The following is a 20,937-nucleotide window of genomic DNA, read 5'->3' on the forward strand; positions in this document are numbered from 1 at the left end:
CACAACCGCTGGTATTTTTTAGCATCTTTTATTGCTGTGGATTCCCGTGATCAGATAGCATAAAATCACCTTGTCAAGTGAACGTTTTCACGAAAATTAACAAGGCTCAAATACACACCTGCCCTCAGGATCCAGCGCAACGTAGCAGTTTATTGCAATTTGCTTATTTTGTAAAGTCCTGCCCTATGGCTCTGAGAACGCTCAAGCGTTAATGGCTGCGCCGACGGAAACCGCCAAACACCCCAATCAGCGCCACAAGCGTGATCACTGCCCCCACTGCCAACACAATATAGCGAATCGTGTTCACCGTGTCCGCATTGGCAAACGATTCCGCTTGCACGATGAGCTTGTCGACGTCTTCTGCGGCCAATTGCGCCTGGTATACCACGGCATCTTCCACACGCTCGCCTTCGCCGGTGGCGTAGTAGTCATCAATGTTTTCGTGTAGGTCTACGATCATGCCGGTGCGCGGGTGCACGAAAAAGTCACGGGTAGCTGCGTGGTGCAGGTAGAGCTGCCGCCCGGGAACCATCGCGGGTTGTTCTGGAGACTGGTCTTCTTCGGCAGGTTCTGCCGCTGGATCTTCTGGGGCTGGGTCTTCTGGGGCTGGGTCTTCTGGCGCAAGCACTTCCTCACGCTTGGTGTTGCGCTGGTCCGCATATTTCGTCGCGACGTTAACCGGCTCAATCACCTGCCGATAGCGGTACAACTCGACGCCGTCGACTGTCACGACTTCCTGAAACGCCGCGGGAGCTGATTCGCGCAGGGTGGGATCAAAGACTTCATAATTCGTTTTTTCTGCATCGACTGGGAATTTCAGCCATTGCCCGGCGATATCAACATGCGCGGCGGGGGTAACCAAAGTGTGCGATAACTGCGCAGTACTCAACGCCTGCCCCGAGATGCGATCGAGATCAAAAGCCCAGACCTCGGCGTCGACAAGCTCAGCAGGCTCGCCCGACCCGGATTCCCGCAAAGTCGACGATCCCACCCGGACCGACACCGATTCCGCATCCGCTGGTTCGAGGAGATCCCAGTGCAGTTGGTGCTGGTAACCAGTTTCTTCGTCGACAAGCCGGAATGTAGTGTGCTCAACATCCAACGGGAGCCGCGAATCAATGTGCAAATAACGCGGGGCCAACCCGGCGCCCACCAGCAGCGCTAAACCAATGCCGATCGCAATGGCAGACAAAACGCGTGAGGCAGGCAGCATGTATCGCAGTTTACCGCATCATCATTTCCAGGGCTGGGACCTCCTGCCAGCCGTGGAGGTTCGCCGACCGTCCGGTGCGTAGCAGCCGACGACTTAGATATCTTCGCCGCGATATTCGACCGCAACCCAGGCGTCGACGTCTTCGGCAGAGTCTGCAACGTCTTCACCGCGTACACCCAAGCCCTGGTGCACAGTGGCTTGTGGGCAGGCAGCTTCCACAACGGAAAATGCCGCACCCGATCCGCCGGTGAACGTCACGAATGGGTAGACCTCCTTGCCCGCCAGACCGTCGGTGGCTTCGAAGAAGGTCCGCATGATCATCGGCAGCTCAGCGTGCCACACCGGAGACCCGACAAGAATGCGATCATACTTGGCGACGTCCGGCAGCTCACCGGCGATTGCTGGACGGGCGTCATTACGCAATTCTTTAGCGGAAACGGCATCGACCGTAGAGAAGTCGTCGGAATAAGCCTCGGCGGGTGTGATTTCGTAGCTATCACAGTCGATGCGTTCGGCGATCATCTTGGCGAGGCGGTGGGTGTTGCCAACCTCCAGGACCCGGGTGCCGTCATTCCAAAGATTTTCGCCTGTGCGGGAGAAAAATACGAGCAGGGTGCTGGTCGTGGGGTTAGTCATGGGAGTCCTTTCGGCCTAGGGGTTGCAAAGAAAATTAGCTGCCAACGATGCGCTGCAGGGGGCGCCACTGGGCTTTCACAGTGAGCGCCACTGGGCCTTCACAGTGGGCGCCACAATGAGCGTCATCCATAAACCCCAAATTACTCCTTAGGACGCGAACATATCGTTCGAAAGTAGGATTGTGATAAATCCGATTGTTCGTCACGCAATTCTCCACGCAATACTTCACGCGAGCTTCCCGGCACCAGGCTCTGCTTGGGCTTTGCGCCAGGCTCTGTGCCATGTGCTGCACCAAGCTGAGGGCCAGCCTCAACACCGCACGCAGCAGCGCGCTCAGGTCCAACCCAACACCGAGCTCAAGAGCAAACCTTGTTTGTCGCATAACCCGCACATAACCTGCGCATAACGAAACCCGCGGGGCACCGAAATGGTACACCCGCGGGTTAGCGTATGGTGCGAGCTTTTACCGGCTCGCGACGGAATGAGGAATGCGTGAGGTAGTAAAGACTACTTCAGCTCGACAGAAGCGCCTGCTTCTTCCAGCTTGGTCTTTGCAGCCTCGGCGTCGTCCTTGGAAGCGCCCTCGATGATAGCCTTTGGAGCGGACTCTACGAGTTCCTTGGCTTCCTTCAGGCCCAGGCCGGAAACGATTTCGCGGACAGCCTTAATAACGCCGATCTTCTTAGCGCCAGCATCGGTCAGGACAACGTCGAACTCGTCCTTCTCTTCAGCGGCACCCTCGCCAGCACCAGCGGCTGGAGCAGCAGCGGCAGCTACTGGAGCAGCAGCTTCAACGTCGAATACTTCCTCGAATTCCTTAACGAAGTCGGAAAGTTCGATCAGGGTCATTTCCTTGAACGCTTCAATGAGCTCGTCCTTGGAGAGCTTAGCCATGTCAGGCTTCCTTTCTATAGTTGCGTGTTCTGCGCGTTAGCGCTTAACAGTGCACAATGTGTCGTTGGTTCCGGCGCGTCGTCGGCAAACACAATTTGTTATGCAAGTGCGACGGCCAGCCCCTGGTGGTTTTTAGCCTTCGTTCTGCTTCTTCTCTTCGAGAGCAGCGCCGAGGCGAGCCATCTTGGTTGCAGGTGCGTTGAACACGGCTGCAGCCTTTGCCAAGTTGCCCTTCATAGCGCCTGCCAGCTTCGCGAGAGTGGTCTCGCGGCTGTCCAGGTCAGCCAGTGCCTTGACTTGGTCGGCGTTCAGTGCGCCGCCGTCCATGTAGCCGGCCTTGACGACGAGTGCGTCGTGCTCGGAGCCGAACTTCTTGAATACCTTCGCGGCATCAACAGCCTCGCCCTTGATGAAGGCGATAGCGGTTGGGCCCTGGAAGTATTCGTCAAGGTCAGTGATTCCCGCGTCGTTAGCGGCAATCTTCAGAAGGGTGTTCTTGGCGACGGAGTATTCAACATCGAAACCCAGCTGGTCACGCAGCTCGGAAATCTGCGGAACGGTCAGACCGCGGTATTCGGTCAGAACAACCGAATCAGCCTCGGCCAACTTGTTCTTCAGCTTTGCAAGCTCCGCAGTATTCTTCGGGTTTGCCATGGTTACTCACGCCTCCTTTCGATACATCCTAGTGGTGTCACCACGAGACTTCCCTGTCCTCGGTCTTTGCCATCCCCTTTCGGGTTAGCACTTCGACAACAAAAAAGCCCCGTGCAAGAGCACAGGGCGCACACAACCTTCCAGGTTGGGATGCACAAGTGTCTCCTGCGTAGGTCGTCTCAGCCACACCTTATGATGCGCTTTGACCTTCGATCCGCGCAGCGGATAACCGACGGTCTTCGGTGAAACTTGAGCACGGCAATATAGCCGTTCAAACTTCACGGGGAACACTACCATGCATTTTGATTCCCGCCAAATTTTCTTAAAAGCGTTTGTGCTGCACGCCAGCCTGCCATTCCGTGTACCCCGGCCCCTGGCAACACTGCCCCGCTGGCCAGCAGCACCGGCGCCGCTGGGTTTGCCGTCAGCGCGCCTACAGTGTGGCGTTGCCGCAGCATTTGCCCCAAGCTCATCGCACCACCAGCAATATCACCGCCGACGAGGTTGGCATTTGCCGCCTCCAACTCTGCCGGAGCGGTCTGTTTTCGCTCGATTATTTGCCCAGAAAACCCCGGTGCAAAACGTTCAATCTGCGCTTCCACAGCACCCGCGACTTCTCCTGGGTATTTTTCCTGATAACCGTGCGGGACATGGGCATACGTCCACAGAATATGGCGTTCGGGACCAACACCCGCGCCATTGCTATAGACGTATCGCTTGTCATCTGCTGCCTGCTGCTGACAGACCATCACGAACGGGCGCGAAGGCAATTTCCCTGCCGCCGCTTGCTTTTCTGCACGGTGCATTTCTTCCACTAATCCGCCAACATGCACGGTCCCGGCACCCGCGACCCGCGGGTCATCCCACCTCACTGGGCCGTCAAGCAAATAGTCGATCTTGTGCACCGCGGTGCCGTATTTCCAGCGCCGCAGACCTCGCACACGCATCGTGAACAACCGCAACCCCTTCCAGGCCAGCAGTTGCCGTGGCGTTTGGGTGCTGATCACGGCGTGAAAGTTTGCAAATACCGAAAGGTCTGAGATCGTGTTACCAGTATGAATCTGCCCACCATGCTGTTTAATCACACGCGCAAGCGCTTGGCACAGCTGGCCGGTTCCACCTGCAACAACAGGCCAGCCGCTTGTCATTCCCAGGGTATTAAACAACAAACCGAACGCAGCGGTGCCCGGCTGACTAGGCGGACGAATTGCGTGCAGGGACGAACCAACCAGCAAGGCGCGAGCTGATTCGTCGGCAAGCAAGCGCGAGCTCAACGCCCGCGCCGACCATGCACCACGCACGCCCAGCCGTGCCAACGCGAGCGGATGGCGCATCTTCACCGGCAACACCGAAGTGATGAGCTTGTCGACGTCATTGGCTAGCGGTGCGTGCAGGTGATGCCACATGCGCCGATCGTGGGCCGAAAATTGCGCAGCAGTAGTCGCAAGATCCCGGTGCAGGATGGCCGCCGGAGCGTCGACAAGCGGATGTGCCATCGGATAATCCGGGTGTTTCCACTCCAAGCCGTAGTTCTCCAGGCCAAGCTGCCGAAATGCTGGGCTGACAACGCCAAATGGATGAGCAGCAGCACCAAAATCGACAGCACTACCCGGTCCGAAAACAGCATGAGTGCGTGCCGATCCCCCTATGTCGTCGGCCGCTTCAAAAATTTCCACCCTGCAGCCCGCTTGGGCCAATATCGCGGCGGCGGTCAGGCCATTCGGGCCCGCACCGATGATCGCAACGCGACGCGGCTCGGGAAAATTCGCGGAGGAGGCCTGCGTCGACTCCCCACCTAGCGCTTTCTGCGCTGTCGAAAAGCCATACGGAAAATCATGTGCACGCGGAAACTGATCGGGACCGGAGGTCATGTAATAAGTCTAGGCCTCCGTCAAGTTTGGGCCCCGTCAAGTCTAGTCCCCGCCCTATCTGGGAACCTAGGCGTTGCGCGGTTCCGTCTTGGTCGTGGCCTCTACGTTCTCGGATTCGTGACTGCAGCGAGAGCTCGACGAGCCAGAGCGGGCCGAGTAATAACGCGCAGATTCTTCGTAGCGACGCCAAAAGCGGGTGACCTTTTCTGGTTTGGGTTCCCGTCGCCAGATCACGGTGGCAGCGATAATCGCGATACACACCATCATAAGAGCGAACCACAGTTTGCCCACCAGTAACGTCGATAGCGCCATTGATGCCCACGCGGTGGCGATGATATAGATCCGCCGACGGCGGCTTAAGGATCCAGAGTAGAAATCAATAATGTAGCTACGCAGCGGTGAGCGGTGCAGAATATAGTATTCCAAGCGTCGCGAGCTACGGGTGAAAAAGAAAAACGACAGCAACGCAAACGGGGTTGCTGGGACCAAAGGTACCACCGCGCCGAACACGCCGAGCCCTATGCACAGCAGGCCCAAGGCCAAATATAGATACCGCATAGCACCACCAAGGATACGCACGTCCGGGGGCTTTATCCAGGCAAGCCTAATAAAACACAGTTCGATAGCGCGCGGACAAAGCAGAATTAGTTAGAGCGCGGACAATTCCGGAAATTCTAGAGTGCTGTCGCTAGCACTACGCGTACGCGAAAAACCCACCTCCGCTACCCCGAATATCGGGGAGTGAAGGTGGGTGAAAGAAATGCTCATTCCGACGATCACAGGCCAACGGCCTTATGCCCGTAGAAATGATAGTTTTCTGCTTAGGCCTCTACGGTGTAGTTCTTCTGTACCGATGGGTCAACAGGAACGCCTGGGCCCGTGGTGGAAGAAACGGTGATCTTCTTCAGGTAAACACCCTTGGCAGCCGATGGCTTCAGACGCAGGACCTCATCCAACAGTGCGCCGTAGTTCTCAGCCAGAGCCTGCTCGGTGAAGGATGCCTTACCGATCAGAGCGTGCAGGTTGGAAGCCTTGTCGACGCGGAAGGAGATCTTACCGCCCTTAACTTCCTTGATGGCCTTGGTGACGTCGTTGGTAACAGTACCGGTCTTTGGGTTTGGCATCAGGCCACGTGGACCCAGAACGCGAGCGATACGGCCGATCTTTGCCATCTGGTCAGGGGTAGCAATAGCGACGTCGAAATCGATCTTGCCTTCGGTGACCTGGGAGATCAGTTCGTCAACGCCAACGATGTCGGCGCCAGCCTGCTCAGCTTCAGTGGCCTTTTCGCCGGCAGCGAAAACAGCAACGCGAACGTCTTTACCAGTGCCGTTTGGCAGAGAGACGGTGCCGCGAACCAGCTGGTCAGCCTTGCGTGGGTCAACGCCCAAGCGCATAGCGACGTCGATGGTGGCGTCGAAGTTCTTCGAGGAAGTGTCCTTGGCCAGCTTTACTGCCTCTAGTGGGCGGTAAAGGTGCTCGCGGGAGATCTTGGTTGCTGCTTCTTTGAAAGCTTTAGACTTGGTGCTCATTTTCTCAATTCCTTATGAGGTTGGGATTGTCGTGGTCAGCGAGCCGGAGCTGGCTCTGCCACGGTGGAATGTGGCCGGTGCAGACTTAAGCGTCTGGGTGTCCGTCGACGTTCAGACCCATGGAACGAGCGGTACCAGCGATGATGCGGGCAGCGTTTTCCTCGTCACGAGCGTTGAGGTCTTCGAACTTGGTCTTGCCGATTTCCTTGCACTGTTCCCAGGTAACGGTGCCGACCTTCTCGATGTGTGGAACGCCGGAGCCCTTCTGCACGCCAGCGGCTTTGAGCAGCAGCTTGGCAGCAGGTGGGGTCTTCAGCTTGAAGTCGAAGGAACGGTCTTCGTAGACAGTGATTTCTACCGGGATTACTTCGCCGCGCTTGTCTTCAGTGGCAGCGTTGTAAGCCTTGCAGAACTCCATGATGTTGACCTGGTGGGCACCCAGGGCAGGACCGACTGGTGGTGCAGGGTTCGCCTGACCAGCCTGGATCTGCAGCTTAATAAAGCCTGCTGGCTTCTTTTTCTTCTTTGGAGCCATCGTTTTACCTCAATTCCGTGGTGCCAGTGCACCGCCACGATGAATAACGGTGCAGCTGTCCGGATTCCGGTCTTCACCGGCAACCGGGGATGTGTAGTTCTTGGGTGCGTGCTCTACAGACAAGGATTGCGGGCTGCATAGCCCCACACTATGGACGGTATAGCGTCACACAAAAGTGCCCTCGGCTGCGCACACACGAAGATCTAGCATACTGTACTGCGGGCACTTGCCCAAAACTCACGCAGGCCTTCAGGTTCGCGCCGACAGCCACGCAAGCTACATGATGCGCTCGACCTGATCCGCAGTGAGTTCAACTGGGGTTTCACGACCGAAGATCGAAACCAAAGCCTGCATCTTGCCGGTTTCCGGATCGATCTCGGAAATCGTCGCAGAAACCGACGCCAGAGCGCCAGAGAGAATGGTGACGGCCTCGCCTACCTCGTAGTCGTGATTGATACCGGAGCCAGCAGGCTTCTGTGGGGCAGCAACCTGCTCTTGCTCTGCCTGCGCTGGCTTTTCTTCGCGCGCTTCGGTGGTCTTTGGCAGCAAGAACTTGGCAACCTCGCGGGTCTTGACGACGGTGGCGTTACCTTCGTTACCGACGAACGACGTCACGCCAGGGGTGTCGCGAACAACCGACCATGCGCGGTCATTGATGTCCATGCGTACCAGCACGTAGCCAGGAAGAAGCTTCTTTTTCACGATCTTCTTCTTGCCGTCTTTGCTCTCCACGACGTTTTCGATCGGGACAACAACGTCGAAAATGGAGTCTTCCACCTCGAGAGTCTGGATACGCATATCCAGGTTCGTTTTCACCTTGTTCTCGTAGCCGGAGTAGCACTGAATGATGTACCACTGGCCAGGCTGCTTTTTCAGTTCCCTGGTGAATTCGCGCAGACGGCGACGGTAAGCGGCATCCTCGTCGAGCTCTTCGTTTGCCTCGGCGGAATTGTCAACGGAATTGTCGACGGCATTCTCGGATCCAGTTGCATCAGCACCAGCCTTAGCTGCAGAACCGGCCGCGGTGCCGTCTTCTGTGGCCGCGGTATCGCCCGACTGTTGCCCGTCGTCGCTAGCAGATTCTTCTGGCAACTGTGGTTCGTCGGCGCCCACGGCTTTGAGTGCTTCCTCGTGATCTTTGGCGAAATCGGTGGAGTCGGCATCGTAGCCGTCGCCAAGCGATTCACGGTCTTCTTCTGCGGCCAGCTCGGCAGCTTCGCTGGCCTTGGCAACCTCTGGGGTGACGTCGTCGAATACGTCGCTGCTGTTCTGCTGATCTTCGTTGTTCTGGGTATCTTCGCTCACTGTAGCGCTCCCTTGTACCTGGGGTGAATGGTGTTGTGGACTGGTTGCGCTCATAAATTATCCCGCTTATCCATCGAGGGACAAGCGGGATCACAACCTGATATGAAGCGATTATACCTAAGGGGTAAGGACGGCTTCAACTCCCATGCTGGCGACTGTGTCGATACTCCAGACGAGTGCGGTCAAAACAAAGAGGAACGCAAAAACGACAATGGTGTACTGCACCATCTGCTTTGCGGTAGGCCAAACGACCTTACCCATTTCCGAAACAACTTCCGGAACGAAACGGGCTGGGCCGCCGCCAGGCTTATCGTCGCGAACTGAGGAATTGTCAACCTTGACGACGCGTTTAGCTTCGTAGGTAGCACTAGAAGTAGTGGAGGCGCCGGAGCGTTGACGCTTACCGACTGGACGAGCTGGACCTCCGGCAGCGTTGTTCTCTTCACTCACGTCAATGACTCCTCAGTGTCCTCGAGTGGTCAATACCCTCGAACGGCCTTGGAATGGCCTCAGTGAATGACCTCATGAAAATTATGGCAGGGGCGACAGGACTCGAACCTGCAACCTACGGTTTTGGAGACCGTTGCGCTACCAATTGCGCCACGCCCCTAGAGGTTGCTGTTTAGCAGATCTGCTACACCCGAAGGTGCAACGAGCTTTACAGCATCCTTCACCTTAGCAGACCGCAATCCGGTCAGTGCAAGGCTTGAGGTTATGGGAAAAATCCCAGTAGCGATGGCGGGAATTGAACCCGCGACACAACGATTATGAGTCGTATGCTCTACCACTGAGCTACACCGCCTGGTGTTGCAACGTTTAAGGTGTTCGACCCTAAACAGCAACAGAGCCCCCTGACGGAATCGAACCGTCGACCTTTTCCTTACCATGGAAACGCTCTACCGACTGAGCTAAGGGGGCGCAGCCTCGAAACCAACTGTGCAGTCTTTCGATCTACTTTGTTGCGCTCCGTTGAAGCCTCACACAGCCTAACTCAATTGAATGCAAGTACACAAATCACCAGGTTGGGATAGATTTTTCGGCATAATACCCCCCACTGAACAATTTACGATTACCGAAAGGTAATTGTTTTGTGACGATCGCAGACAATAGGCCGCCTTATGGTCAACTGCAGGCAGTATCAGAACTAGAAACCTACGACGTTGCGCGGGGGGGGGCTGAAAGGTGACCAAATTTTAACCGACGTCGAGACCAGCATTGCTGAAGTACCGAGATTCTTTCCGGATCATCCTCGGCTAAACACAGTAATCCTGACGGCCCCATAAGATGCCCACGTAACGTGGAGCAAAAGAAGAACAAGCAGGCCGACACTGACGATATCAATCCATCCCATACCCCACTCCAATGCTGCGGGTTGCGTCGACAAGGTATGCGTACCGAGACAACAGGTGCCGACCGGAAAAGTGCTGGCCCACCACGTGGGGTTATACGACATTGGGCTGCCGCCAAGAACTGCTCCCCAATGCTTGACAATGGCATAAGCAGCCAACGGAATCCCGAGACTAAGCATCACAACTCCATAGATCATTGCCCGGAAGTGCCACTGCTCACCGGCAATCAACTGCGCACTCGCTGTGGACTGGCCGACAAGGCCCAGCGGAATCCAGGCAGTGGCGGCAAAGCTGGTGGGAAGATTGGGGAATGTACGCAAATAAACGAAGGCGAATGTCGGCACTCCCGTAGCCAATGCCAATGCAAAGCACATTACGCCAATGCCGTGCACCAGCGACCCCCACTCCCCCGCGTGCGGCACCAACTGAGCCGAGGAGGTTGCGGAAACCATCGGTGCAACCAGGGGCAACCCCAAGGTAAAAGCAGGAGCGACGGAACGGTCAAAAATAAGGAACTGCAGATACCTTAGGCAGGTAATCACACCAAGGATCGTTCCGGCTGCCCAACACAAAATATGAATCATCCAGGCATTAAAAATAAGCGAGTAGGCGCTGCCTAAAGCTAAAATCCCCATAGAGACCATGCCCCACGCGGGCATGTTATTGGGGCGAAAGCCCGGATTGCGGTGCCTGATGAAGCCTATCGAGAGCGCCAGAGCGAGAAGAGTTGCGGCAACAATCATGATCTTCGCGGGGAGATGCCCCACAACGGGGCTGAGATGAGTCTCAATGAGGGACGAGGAGATCCCTAGTCCCATTACTGCTCCGGCCCAGCCAGGTCCGAGTGGCGGAAGTTCCATTTTATTCTCAATTTTAAGCATGCGCTTCAGGCTATGTACTGATGAACGTTTACGGGAGGGCACAAAATCCGTACAGGGTTACAATGAAAGCATGTACCCCGCACGAGATGGCGATGACTCTCGGTTCTCTTCCGTTCGACGAAGCTACGTTCCCGATGCCCTCACGGTTGACGTCGTCCTCGCTGTAGCCCGACACGGAGGAATGAATCAGGCTGCGAAATATCTCAATGTTTCCCAACAGACGGTCAGCACACGCGTCGCCAAATTGGAAAAACACCTAAATACACGTATTTTTTGGCGTGGCGCCGCGGGCAGTTCCACGACAAAAGTGGGACACCAAGTGATCCGTGTGCTTGAGGGCTTAGAAAGGGCACTCAACGATTGCGCGCATGGTCTGAAAGCAGCCACCAACAACGCTGTAACCGAGGGTCTTAAGCTGGTAGTTTCTCATACTGTGGCGGAAATAGACTACCCCCGGTGGGCAGCGGCCTTCCAACGCCGTCACCCGCAGACTCATCTGCACATGCGTCAGCTCAACAGTCGGGAGGCCCAACGTCACGTGATCCAGGGAGATGCGGAACTAGCTCTAGTTGAGGGTAACTGGGTGGCCCATGAACTACACCAGCGAGTGATAGGGCACGATGAGCTAATCGTTGCTGCACCCGCGCATCACCCCTGGGCAAAATCAAACAATCACAATGACCTGGATATGCCTTCAGCATCCATACCAGTGACAGGGACGGCTCCGATAACGAAAGAGGAGTTGCAATCCACACCTTTGGTGCTGCGCGAGCAGGGAAGCGGCACTCGAGAAGTCGTAGAAGACGCTCTGGAAGGTCTCGCCCCACCGATAGGAGAGTTTGGATCGCTAGGAGCACAACGTACCGGGATAGGCACTCTAGGAGCACCAGGGGTGATCGCGAGACGCGCGGTATCATCGCAGTTAGCCACCGGGGAATACCTCGAGGTTCCGGTGGTTGGAGTCAATTTCGACCGTCCGCTGCGGGTGGTGTGGAGCTCGAAGAACCGACTCTCCGACCCAGCACGGCTGTTTTTACGCTTCCTTGTGGACTATACGGACAGAAATGCGACCTGAAATCAAGTTATGCCTTAGGATGCATCCAGTTCCACCACTGGCCAGTAATCTGGTCAGCCAGCCTTCTACGACCAGGGTATCGATGTTGAATACATACACTCATTCGGTATCCGGAAAGGCCAGATCTAGGGAATTGGCGACACGCCGATCAGACACATTTTTTGCTACTTAACCCCTACTTAACCCCAGACCCCCGCATGCAAAGAACCCCACGCGATAATTCGCGTGGGGTTTCGAACTGTGCCAGGTAGAAGATTCGAACTTCTGAAGGCAATGCCGGCGGATTTACAGTCCGCTCCCTTTGGCCGCTCGGGCAACCTGGCAAGCACCATTTGGTGCGGTTTCCTAGCCTACTATAAACCCCCAATAAACCTACAAATCAGCACTACAAGCAGGGTTTCGACAGCCAAAAAACAGCCACGATTGCCGGCAAGCACCCAGCTAGCCCACCCGGCGCATGGTGTATTCCGCAAGCAAGCGCAGGGCCCGCGTCGCTGCAATATCCGGCAGCTTGTCCAACTCACGGTCCACAACATCCAAATGGGCTTGGACGTCGGCAAGTGCTTTCGCACGTCCTTCCGTCTCCCGAATCAGTGCAATAGCACGCTGCACATCATCCTCAGCCTCCAGCGGTCCAGTCAGCAGCGAGCGCAAGTCGCTGCCAGCTGCGCTATCTTCCTCTAACGCATACAGAACCGGAAGCGTGAACACGCCCTCGCGCAAATCGGTACCCGGAATCTTGCCTGAGTCTTTCGGATCTGAGAAGAGGTCGATAATATCGTCGACGATCTGGAAAATCATGCCGATCGCCCCACCGATAGTCTGCAACGAACGCTGCGTCGGCTCATCCGCCCCCGCGTGATAGGAGCCCAAGTAACCAGCAGAAGCAATCAAGACCGCAGTCTTTTCTTGAATCACCTTCTGGTAGTGCTCTACCGGGTTCGATTCACCGGCGCCGAGCGTCTCGCGCATTTGCCCGGTCACCAACTCCTGGAAAGTCTCACCGAAGTGGCGAACCGTCAGGCTATCCATTTGGGACATGATGCGCGAAGAATGCGCCAGCAAAATATCGCCGGACAAAATCGCCACCGAGTTATTCCACCGCGAGTTCGCCGATTCCACACCGCGGCGCTGGTCTGCTTCGTCCATCACGTCGTCGTGATACAGCGTCGCCAAGTGCACAATCTCCACGACACCAGCGGCTTTGTAAACATTTTCCGCCTCGGGGCGCGGACCATATTCCGCCGCCAGCAGCGCCATCATCGGACGGAAGCGCTTGCCTCCAGCCTTAGTCAGGTGCAAAACCTTATCCGTGATGAAATCCTCACCGCGCGAAAGCTCCGAACGCAGCAGGTCTTCGACCGTTTCCATCCCGGCAGCGATGCGCGAATTGAGCTGTTCATCCCCCAAATCCACAGCGGGGGTGTAACCAGTTGACTGGTGTCGGCCAGTGGTCATATCCGAGGTTTATCCTTGCGCTCATTCGTTCCCATATTTCCCGTCCTAACAGTAGTCGACATAACAGGGCAAAACACTTCCGGGGGCGGGCTCGTGCAACAATAATTGCCATGATGCTTGCCGACGAAATCCCGTCCAACGATGTGACCTGCGATGTTGCGGTCATCGGCGGTGGCCCATCCGGAGCTGCAGCTGCGATTTATGCCGCGCGCGCCGGATGGGACGTCATCGTGGTGGACCAAGCAACATTCCCCCGCGATAAAACCTGCGGCGACGGACTTACCCCGCGTGCGATGGCGAAGCTGCGCGAGCTTGGGATTCTAGATGGGGTGAACCCGGGCTACCGCAACCGGGGCTTGCAGCTGCACGGCTTTGGCGGATCAGTGACCGCCGCATGGCCAGACGGACATTTCGGAGCTACGGGCACGGCCTGGCCACGGCGCGATCTTGACCACTACCTGCTGCAGCAGGCCGCGGCAGCAGGCGCACGGGTATGGACCGGGTATTCGGGCGCTGATGTCGTCGTCAAGAACAATTCGATCACAAACATCACCGTGCGGCGGGTCGGTGGCCAGCAGTCGGCACCATTGGGCAGCCAACAGCCAACAAACGACCAGCGGCCGTCGGCAAGCGAGGTGACGCTGCGGCCGCGGTGGACGATCGTGGCCGACGGGGTGCGTTCGACGTTTGGCAAGAAGCTAGGGCGCGAATGGCACCGCAGCGAGGTCTACGGCATTGCCGCGCGGTCGTATTGCAGCTCGCCATATTCTGCTGAACCGTGGATGCACTCGCACGTGGAGCTGATCGACGAAGCCGGGACCGTGCAGCCTGGGTACGGGTGGATTTTCCCGCTTGGCGACGGGACGGTGAACCTGGGATGCGGGGCGCTTTCGACAAGCAAACGGCCGGCGGCGATCAACACGAAAAAGCTGCTGGAATTTTATGCCTCGCAGCAGCAGACAGCCTGGAAGTTGGGGAAACCGCAGGACATCGCCTCGGCGTTGTTGCCGATGGGTGGGGCCGTGTCGAACGTAGCTGGGAAAAACTGGATGCTGATCGGCGACGCGGCGGCATGCGTGAATCCGCTCAACGGTGAGGGGATCGACTACGGGTTGGAAACCGCAGAACTGGCAGTCGGGCTGTTGGGGGCAGGCCCCGGTGGCGCGGGCGCTCACCCCGTATCTGCTGCAGGTCGCGACCTAGAAGGAAAAAACCAGCTCACAGGCCTGGACCTCACCTTGGTGTGGCCGGAAGTTCTGCGGGCGCATTTCGGTGAGGCGTTCATGTGGGCACGCACTGCGGCCCGGCTTTTGACCTATCCGCAGTTTTTGCCTGTGTTCGGCCCGTTAGGGTTGCGGGGCCCGGCGGCGCGCTATTTAATGCCAGCGGCTGCTCGGTTGATGGGCAACTTAGTTACCGACGAAGACCGGGATCTGATTTCCCGGTTATGGAAGAAGGCAGGAAAATATGCGGCGACGGCGCGAGCCGACACGCCGCTGTGGGATGCAACGGTTTAGGGAATACGGGGTTTAGGAAACATGGGGAACCTGCGATGCCAAAGCCAATGGCGAGACATAACTAAACAAGGCCAAACAAAGCCACCGACGATTTTGAGGAATCTGTCCAGCTTATCTGGTTATCTGGGCTTTTTAGTATTTTCGTCACTCGTGGCTACTGTGTTCTTACGCTCCGACAGCACGAGCTTTGTTTCTACAAACACCAGAAGCACGAAAATATAAACAGCAATCGCAATGACTTCAAGTAGAGGCATTTCCTGGAGCCCTCCGGCAGTAGCGCGATAAAGCATCCATGCAGCGGGTAATGCTAAGAGAACTCCAGCCCAGCCCACTATCCTGGCTCGTGGCCGATTCCCATGTTTAACTTCATAGATAGCAGATAAGCCCGCTACGCCTATCGCAATTATCAAAATAGTCAATATTATCATTATAGGCCACCAACTAAGCTTAGGGACGGCGAATATGGTTCCAGTAAAATCTCACAACGGCAAAATCTCACAATGGCATCGTATATTTTTTTCTTGACGCTTTACGGTACGCCCAATCAGACCCAACCCAGACCAATTAACCCTTCACAGCCGAATGTAGCGCCACAATCCCACCCGTCAGGTTCTGCCAACCGCACTCAGTCCACCCATTAGCGTTGATCTCAGCAGCCAAAGTCTCCTGATCCGGCCACATGCGGATCGATTCCGCCAGGTACTCATAGGCCTCCGCGTTCGACGAAATCACCCGAGCAATCGCCGGCAGCGCGCGCATCAAATATTCCTTGTAGACGGTGCTAAATACCGGAATCACCGGCGTGGAAAACTCGGCGACGGTGAGTTTGCCACCTGGTTTGGTCACCCGCGCCATTTCCCGCAGCCCGGCGCGGAAATCGTGGATATTACGCAGGCCATACGAGATCGTGACGGCATCGAAGCTGTCGTCGGCAAACGGCAAGTGCATGCCGTCACCGGCCACCTTAGGCACATCACGGTGGGCGCCGGCTGCCAGCATTCCGGTAGAGAAATCGCAGGCCACACACCAAGCTCCGGAGCGAGCCAACTGTACGGTAGATACCGCGGTTCCGGCTGCTAAGTCCAGTACCTTATCGCCGGGCTGCAGATCCAAACGCTCACGGGTGCGCTTGCGCCAATAATTATCGATACCGAGCGAGAGCACGGTATTGGTCAGATCGTAGTTTTTGCTGACCGTATCGAACATCGACGCCACGTCCACCGGCGTCTTCTCCAGTGTCGCGCGGGTAGGCTTTGGCGATTGCTGGGAGTTGTTGCCCTGCTCTGGCTTATTTGAAGAATCCACGCCACCAGCTTAATCGGTGCCGCCGTCGGAATCCCACGCGGTAGGAATTCGGCAGTCCGCGCCGAAAATAATTCTGCGGTTCGTGCCGAAAGGAATGCAGCAGTCCGCACCGTAGATGCGCCATGGGTTAGGCCACTGCGCTGGCCGTGCGAAGGGCATGCCGCAGGCAATGGCTTAAGCCGTACCACTTGCCGTGCTTGACGACGAATCCAGCACCGCCCGGTAATAATCCACCAGCTGCGAGCACACCGCTTCCCAAGTCCGCTCCTCTACCCCGGCGCGGGCGGCACCACGCAGACTGTCAACCGCCTCACCCTCTGTGCCAGACGATTGCGCAACCACCCAGGCGACGGCGTCGACAAGCTCGTCAGCGAAAGTTTCCGGGGCCAGCAACCGCCCGTTGACGGGGTCGTCGATGAGATCTACCGGGCCTCCCGCCCGCGGAGCAATCGTCGGCACGCCACTGGCCTGGGCTTCTTGGAGGGTCTGGCAAAAAGTCTCCAGCTCACCGGGGTGGACGAAAACATCAAAGCTGGCGTAGGCCGTCGCTAAATCGGCACCGGTTAGCGCCCCGCAAAATACTGCCTGTGGCAATAGCGCCTCCAGTTCACCACGACAGGGTCCGTCGCCGACGATGACCAGCTGAATGTCGTCGCGACCGGCAAGGGCTGCGAGCCGGTGCACGCCCTTTTCGGCGGCAAGTCGGCCCACATAGCCCACCACGGTCGTCGACCGTGGTCGCTGGCCAATCCATTCGCGGCGTAGGCACTCCGAGCGTTTGTCCGGGTGAAACAATTCCGTGTCCACCCCACGCCCCCAGCGAGCAAGATTTTCCACCCCGTGAGCTTCCAGCTGCCGGATAGTTTCTGTCGACGGCGCCAGGGTCAGCTGGCAATGATTGTGCATCCGGCGGATCCAGCGCCAGGTCGCACGCTGCAAAACCCCCAGCCGGTAGCGCCCCGCAAAACCCGCAATATCAGTTTGAAAAACCGCCACCCGGGGAATCTTTAAGCGCCGCGCCGCCCAACCACCACCGCGCCCCAACGCAAACGGACTGGCTAGATGGACGATATCCGGGGCGAATTCTTTCAGCGTGCGGAAAACAGTGGGCGTCGGCACGCCGATGGGTAAGGAATCGACGAACGGCAGGCGGATCGTCGGCACGCGCACGATGCGAAAGCCAGCGTAGTGAGAAATTTCGGGGTGATTGGGGCCGCGACCGTGCGCACCGGGGGCTATGACGATGGCCTCGTGTCCGGATGCGCGCAGGTGCTCGAGGATTCGCAGCACCGAATTGCTGACCCCGTTGACGTATGGCAGGAATGACTCGGCAACGATGGCGACGCGAAGGTGGGCCGGTGCGCTCACCGCTGCTTGGTTTCTTTCGGGTTCTGCTCGGGTTTTTTCGGGCGGGTGGCAAAAGAAATCAGCCGCCACAGCACCAAGGTGACCACCACGACGAGCACCGCGATGCTCAGCGCCGGGATGATAGACAACGTCCAACCGCGCCCTACGACTTTCACCAGGTCCGGGTTCTCACGCGAATACTGCACCCAGACCTGCTGGCCTTCGGCCAAGCCCGTCGGATACAACACCCCAGTTGAGGGCGCTTGGTAGAGGCCGGCGTCGTCACGAAATTCCACGGTGGTGCGCAGCAAAGACGTGCCAGTCACCGTCGCCAGGGCGCGACCTGGATCCGATTCAATACGACGATCATTCGCTGCCGTACCACCGATCATGGCAAACGAGCCCAACAAGCCGGCCGTGCACGACGCCGCGACCAGTTGGTGCAAGCGGCGGCGCCATTGCCGACGGTAGCGCTGCGGATCGACCGAGGCCGGATTGTCTGGCGCCGGATTGTCTGAGGCCGAGCTGGCCGGGTTAGCGTTAGCCGGGTCCGGGGTGGAATCTGCCATGAGAAACTCGTCCCTATCCCCCAACGACGGAAGCGATAGCCTCGTGCAATGCCCGGCGCGTCGCGCGCGTCGTGGCTGCTTCAATGACCACGACCGGCTCTGGCGACTCCGCCTGGCTCGTCAAAGCCTCGAGAAGCTCTTGCGGCGACTCGACACGCTGGTGGGCGATGCCATAACCAGCACAAATCGCCGCAATATCCACCCTGTGCGGGGTACCAAAAGCCTGCTCGAAATCACGCCGCAACCCCGGTTGGCCCACCTCGAGCGATTCGAAAATGCCGCCGCCGTCGTCGTTAGAAACCACGATCGTGAGGTTTTCCGGTTCCGGTTGGTCGACCCCACGCAGCAGTCCGCCGACATCGTGCAGGAAGGTGATATCCCCCAGCAGGGCGACGGTGCGCGGAGCGCGGATTTCGTCGGCACGCAAGGACTGCGCAGCCACCGCAACACCGATCGCCTGGGAAATATTGCCGTCGATGCCAGCGGCCCCGCGCGGCGAATACGTATCGACGCCGTCGAAGGGCAACCCGGTCAAAGCGACATCCCGGATCGGGTTCGACGGGCCGACGAACACCGTGTCGCCGACGGCCAAAGTATCGGTAACCGCGGCTGCGACGTGCAGGCCCGTGAAGCCGTGGGCGTCGTCGTCAAGCACATCGCGCACAGCTTGCACCGCCAACGACGAGGCCGCTTCGCAGACCTTGAGCCACTCACGGGTGGGCTCTCCGGTGGTCTTCACGCGGGTACCGCGGGCCTCGTTGCCATCACGCAGGCTGAGGAAATCCTCGGTGCGCGATAACACCATGACCTCGATGTCCGGATCGGTGATCAGCCCCATCACGCGGCGGTGCAACGTCGGATGCCCCACGACGATGACCTGGGCGGGTTTGGTGCGCACATAATAATCGCCGACCTCGGCATCCGCCTTCGCAAAAATCGCGGCTGCGGCTGGGTGGACCGGCACATACGGAGCCGGGGCGCTGGGCTCGGCAATCGTGGGGACATCCTCGAGACCGTCAACACGCCAGGCCTCATCACCGGCGATCACGAGTGTCGGTTTCGACAGGTCGACGGTGAGCTCACCGTGGTCTTTCCAGGATGCTTGTCGACGGCGGGCCGGGTGCGCGGGATCGGACGGTGGAATTGGGGCGGTCTGTGGCGGCTCAGTGGCCGGTTCGGGGGCCGGTTCTGGGGTCGATTCGGTGGCAGTGGGATCGTCGGCAGGCTCTGGGTTCGCCAGCTCGTCGGCAAGCTCTGTTCCCACCAGCGGCGTATCAAAGGCGACATTGATGTGGGCAACGCGCTGGCTGGACAGGCGCTCGGTCATGGCCGGCAGATCGTCGACAGTGGTGATCTGGGTGGTCTCGGTGACCGTCGCGAAAAGCCCCTGCTGCTGGATCGTCTGGGACGCGCCCGTGCCGACGAGACGCTGCGGGCGATCCGCACTCAACACCACGAGCGGGGTGTGCGAATGGGCGGCCTCGACGACGGCGGGCAGGCAGTTGGCAACCGCGGAACCTGAGGTCATCACCACCGCGACCGGTCGTTGCTGCACCCGCGCCAGGCCCAACGCGAGGAAGGACGCGCTGCGTTCGTCGACACGCACGTGCACGCGCAGGCCCGGGTGGGCGATCACAGCCAGCGACAACGGGGCGTTGCGTGAGCCCGGGCAGAGCACGACATCGGTGGCAAACTCCGCAAGGCGGGCAGCAACGTGGTGTGCAAGCTGGACGGACTCCGGCTGCGAATCGAGGCTGGATTGGGTTTGCGGGGATTGCGGGTCTTGCGGGGCTGCGGCCATGGTCTCCTACTCGGGTTGGGGGGTTGCTCAAGGGCGGGATGCGGGGTGCCGGGCATACGAACTGCATGGGCATGTGAAGTTAACAGGCATCTGCAGTGCATGGGCATCTCAGGCATCTGCAATGCACGGGCGAGTGGCTAGCCGAAAATATTACTCAACCACGTGCGCAGGTCGAATTCCTCGCCTTCCGGTGGCAATAGCTCTTCTGGAACCTCAGTTGGGATCTGATCACGCCAGCTGCCGCCACCCTCGGGTGCTGCGGGCTCTTCGACGATCGTGGTTGGTTCCGTCACGGTCACGTTGACCTCTTCGGTCTGGGTGGATGTCACCGTCGCAGGATTTGGAGGCGTAGCAGGTCGGTCATCTGCCGAGCGCCACAAGAAGAAAAACACGATGGCCAGTAGCAATGCCAAACCAGAGACGATACCGAGCAGCATTTGCCACGAGCTTGAACCACCAGAGCTTGCCTGGGCTTGCTGCGCTTGCTGACCCTGTTGGGCCTGCGCCGGTTGCGGGGCATAAGCAGGGTTATAGGCCTGGCTGTATTGTTGCTGGCCGTACTGCTGTTGACCGTATTGTTGCTGACCATATTGCTGACCGTATTGGTCGGCATATTGGCCTTGATACTGCTCGCCGTATTGCTGCCCCTGATACTGCTCGCCGTATTGCTGCCCCTGATACTGCTGGGTCTGCGGATAGGCCTGCTGATTCTGGTCCGGGAAATGCTGCTGCGGGCGCTGCTGTTGCGAGTAGTCGTGCTGCGAACGATCGCTCTGTGAATGGCCCTGCTGGGTCCGGTTGTACTGCGGCCGATCGATGTATTGGGTGCTTTCGCTCGAACCGAAGTACTCCGTGCGGTCATTGGAGCCGAAGTACTCCGTGCGATCGTTGTTGGCGCTGTTGGCATTGTTGGCACTGTTGGCACTGTTGGCGCTATTGCTATTACCGCGATGGCCAGAATTGCCGTATTTGCCAGAATTCGGTGTCATCAATCC

The 20,937-nt window shown here is 58.1% G+C and carries 20 protein-coding genes and 4 tRNA genes; 2 read left to right on the forward strand and 22 right to left on the reverse strand.

The genetic code is table 11. From position 1 onward, the window contains the following. Positions 1 to 208: 208 nt before the first annotated feature. The 14 genes from pgfA to U1140_RS03100 form a co-directional block, all read right to left on the reverse strand. A complete protein-coding gene (gene pgfA / locus U1140_RS03035) occupies positions 209 to 1,213 on the reverse strand; it encodes a cell envelope lipid trafficking protein PgfA (protein ID WP_369845991.1) in 1,005 nt (334 codons plus the stop codon). A 93-nt stretch (positions 1,214 to 1,306) separates the two neighbouring features. Then, positions 1,307 to 1,849, reverse strand: coding sequence for a flavodoxin (locus U1140_RS03040; RefSeq protein ID WP_369845992.1), 543 nt, complete (start codon positions 1,847 to 1,849; stop codon positions 1,307 to 1,309). Between the two features lie 507 nt (positions 1,850 to 2,356). Next, a complete protein-coding gene (gene rplL, locus U1140_RS03045; RefSeq protein ID WP_049148393.1) occupies positions 2,357 to 2,743 on the reverse strand; it encodes a 50S ribosomal protein L7/L12 in 387 nt (128 codons plus the stop codon). Positions 2,744 to 2,875: 132 nt separating this feature from the next. Beyond that, positions 2,876 to 3,397: a 50S ribosomal protein L10 gene (rplJ, locus tag U1140_RS03050; RefSeq protein WP_239211948.1), complete on the reverse strand. Its 522-nt coding sequence runs from the start codon at positions 3,395 to 3,397 to the stop codon at positions 2,876 to 2,878. Positions 3,398 to 3,687: 290 nt separating this feature from the next. Then, positions 3,688 to 5,268 carry a phytoene desaturase family protein gene (locus tag U1140_RS03055; RefSeq protein ID WP_369845993.1) on the reverse strand — a complete coding sequence of 527 codons (1,581 nt, stop codon included), beginning with the start codon at positions 5,266 to 5,268 and terminating at the stop codon, positions 3,688 to 3,690. A 66-nt stretch (positions 5,269 to 5,334) separates the two neighbouring features. Continuing rightward, entirely contained in the window at positions 5,335 to 5,826 is a 492-nt protein-coding gene (locus U1140_RS03060) for a YbaN family protein (protein WP_369845994.1), read from the reverse strand. A gap of 263 nt (positions 5,827 to 6,089) precedes the next feature. Next, the gene (gene rplA / locus U1140_RS03065; RefSeq protein ID WP_306516156.1) at positions 6,090 to 6,800 is read right to left on the reverse strand and encodes a 50S ribosomal protein L1; all 711 of its coding nucleotides are present in this window, start codon (positions 6,798 to 6,800) and stop codon (positions 6,090 to 6,092) included. Positions 6,801 to 6,885: 85 nt separating this feature from the next. Then, positions 6,886 to 7,335 carry a 50S ribosomal protein L11 gene (gene rplK, locus U1140_RS03070; RefSeq protein ID WP_369845995.1) on the reverse strand — a complete coding sequence of 150 codons (450 nt, stop codon included), beginning with the start codon at positions 7,333 to 7,335 and terminating at the stop codon, positions 6,886 to 6,888. A gap of 276 nt (positions 7,336 to 7,611) precedes the next feature. Further along, positions 7,612 to 8,640 (reverse strand): transcription termination/antitermination protein NusG, encoded by a 1,029-nt coding sequence (gene nusG / locus U1140_RS03075; RefSeq protein ID WP_369845996.1) that lies wholly within the window; start codon positions 8,638 to 8,640, stop codon positions 7,612 to 7,614. Positions 8,641 to 8,757: 117 nt separating this feature from the next. Then, positions 8,758 to 9,090: a preprotein translocase subunit SecE gene (secE, locus tag U1140_RS03080; RefSeq protein ID WP_369845997.1), complete on the reverse strand. Its 333-nt coding sequence runs from the start codon at positions 9,088 to 9,090 to the stop codon at positions 8,758 to 8,760. Positions 9,091 to 9,174: 84 nt separating this feature from the next. After that, positions 9,175 to 9,250, reverse strand: a tRNA-Trp gene (locus tag U1140_RS03085). Between the two features lie 120 nt (positions 9,251 to 9,370). After that, positions 9,371 to 9,442, reverse strand: a tRNA-Met gene (locus U1140_RS03090). A gap of 43 nt (positions 9,443 to 9,485) precedes the next feature. Beyond that, a tRNA-Thr gene (locus U1140_RS03095) sits at positions 9,486 to 9,558 on the reverse strand. A 325-nt stretch (positions 9,559 to 9,883) separates the two neighbouring features. Further along, positions 9,884 to 10,870, reverse strand: coding sequence for a TDT family transporter (locus U1140_RS03100; RefSeq protein WP_369845998.1), 987 nt, complete (start codon positions 10,868 to 10,870; stop codon positions 9,884 to 9,886). Between U1140_RS03100 and U1140_RS03105 the strand changes: the two genes are divergently transcribed. After that, positions 10,869 to 11,945, forward strand: a complete 1,077-nt coding sequence (locus U1140_RS03105; protein WP_284594941.1) for a LysR family transcriptional regulator — start codon at positions 10,869 to 10,871, stop codon at positions 11,943 to 11,945. The two genes, U1140_RS03100 and U1140_RS03105, sit on opposite strands and share 2 nt — an antisense overlap. A 241-nt stretch (positions 11,946 to 12,186) precedes the next feature. Here U1140_RS03105 and U1140_RS03110 read toward each other — a convergent pair. Further along, a tRNA-Tyr gene (locus U1140_RS03110) sits at positions 12,187 to 12,268 on the reverse strand. A gap of 118 nt (positions 12,269 to 12,386) precedes the next feature. After that, positions 12,387 to 13,403, reverse strand: coding sequence for a polyprenyl synthetase family protein (locus U1140_RS03115; RefSeq protein WP_369845999.1), 1,017 nt, complete (start codon positions 13,401 to 13,403; stop codon positions 12,387 to 12,389). Between the two features lie 110 nt (positions 13,404 to 13,513). Between U1140_RS03115 and U1140_RS03120 the strand changes: the two genes are divergently transcribed. Further along, positions 13,514 to 14,920: a geranylgeranyl reductase family protein gene (locus U1140_RS03120; protein ID WP_369846000.1), complete on the forward strand. Its 1,407-nt coding sequence runs from the start codon at positions 13,514 to 13,516 to the stop codon at positions 14,918 to 14,920. Positions 14,921 to 15,039: 119 nt separating this feature from the next. On the opposite strand, the gene U1140_RS03125 is transcribed toward U1140_RS03120, so the two are convergent. The 6 genes from U1140_RS03125 to U1140_RS03150 all read right to left on the reverse strand — a co-directional run bounded on the left by U1140_RS03125 (position 15,040) and on the right by U1140_RS03150 (position 20,931). After that, the gene (locus tag U1140_RS03125; RefSeq protein WP_369846001.1) at positions 15,040 to 15,339 is read right to left on the reverse strand and encodes a hypothetical protein; all 300 of its coding nucleotides are present in this window, start codon (positions 15,337 to 15,339) and stop codon (positions 15,040 to 15,042) included. A 145-nt stretch (positions 15,340 to 15,484) separates the two neighbouring features. Then, a complete protein-coding gene (locus U1140_RS03130) occupies positions 15,485 to 16,225 on the reverse strand; it encodes a demethylmenaquinone methyltransferase (RefSeq protein WP_369846002.1) in 741 nt (246 codons plus the stop codon). A 174-nt stretch (positions 16,226 to 16,399) separates the two neighbouring features. After that, positions 16,400 to 17,593: a glycosyltransferase family 4 protein gene (locus U1140_RS03135; protein WP_369846003.1), complete on the reverse strand. Its 1,194-nt coding sequence runs from the start codon at positions 17,591 to 17,593 to the stop codon at positions 16,400 to 16,402. Then, positions 17,590 to 18,141 carry a DUF3592 domain-containing protein gene (locus tag U1140_RS03140; RefSeq protein ID WP_369846004.1) on the reverse strand — a complete coding sequence of 184 codons (552 nt, stop codon included), beginning with the start codon at positions 18,139 to 18,141 and terminating at the stop codon, positions 17,590 to 17,592. The genes U1140_RS03135 and U1140_RS03140 overlap by 4 nt, the downstream gene beginning before the upstream one ends. A 13-nt stretch (positions 18,142 to 18,154) precedes the next feature. Further along, the gene (menD, locus tag U1140_RS03145) at positions 18,155 to 19,942 is read right to left on the reverse strand and encodes a 2-succinyl-5-enolpyruvyl-6-hydroxy-3-cyclohexene-1-carboxylic-acid synthase (RefSeq protein ID WP_369846005.1); all 1,788 of its coding nucleotides are present in this window, start codon (positions 19,940 to 19,942) and stop codon (positions 18,155 to 18,157) included. Positions 19,943 to 20,079: 137 nt separating this feature from the next. Then, on the reverse strand, positions 20,080 to 20,931 hold the full coding sequence (locus tag U1140_RS03150) for a hypothetical protein (RefSeq protein ID WP_369846006.1): 852 nt from the start codon (positions 20,929 to 20,931) through the stop codon (positions 20,080 to 20,082). Between the last annotated feature and the right edge of the window lie 6 nt (positions 20,932 to 20,937).

The sequence above is a fragment of the Corynebacterium drakensteinense genome, assembly GCF_041224285.1.
Taxonomy (GTDB): domain Bacteria; phylum Actinomycetota; class Actinomycetes; order Mycobacteriales; family Mycobacteriaceae; genus Corynebacterium.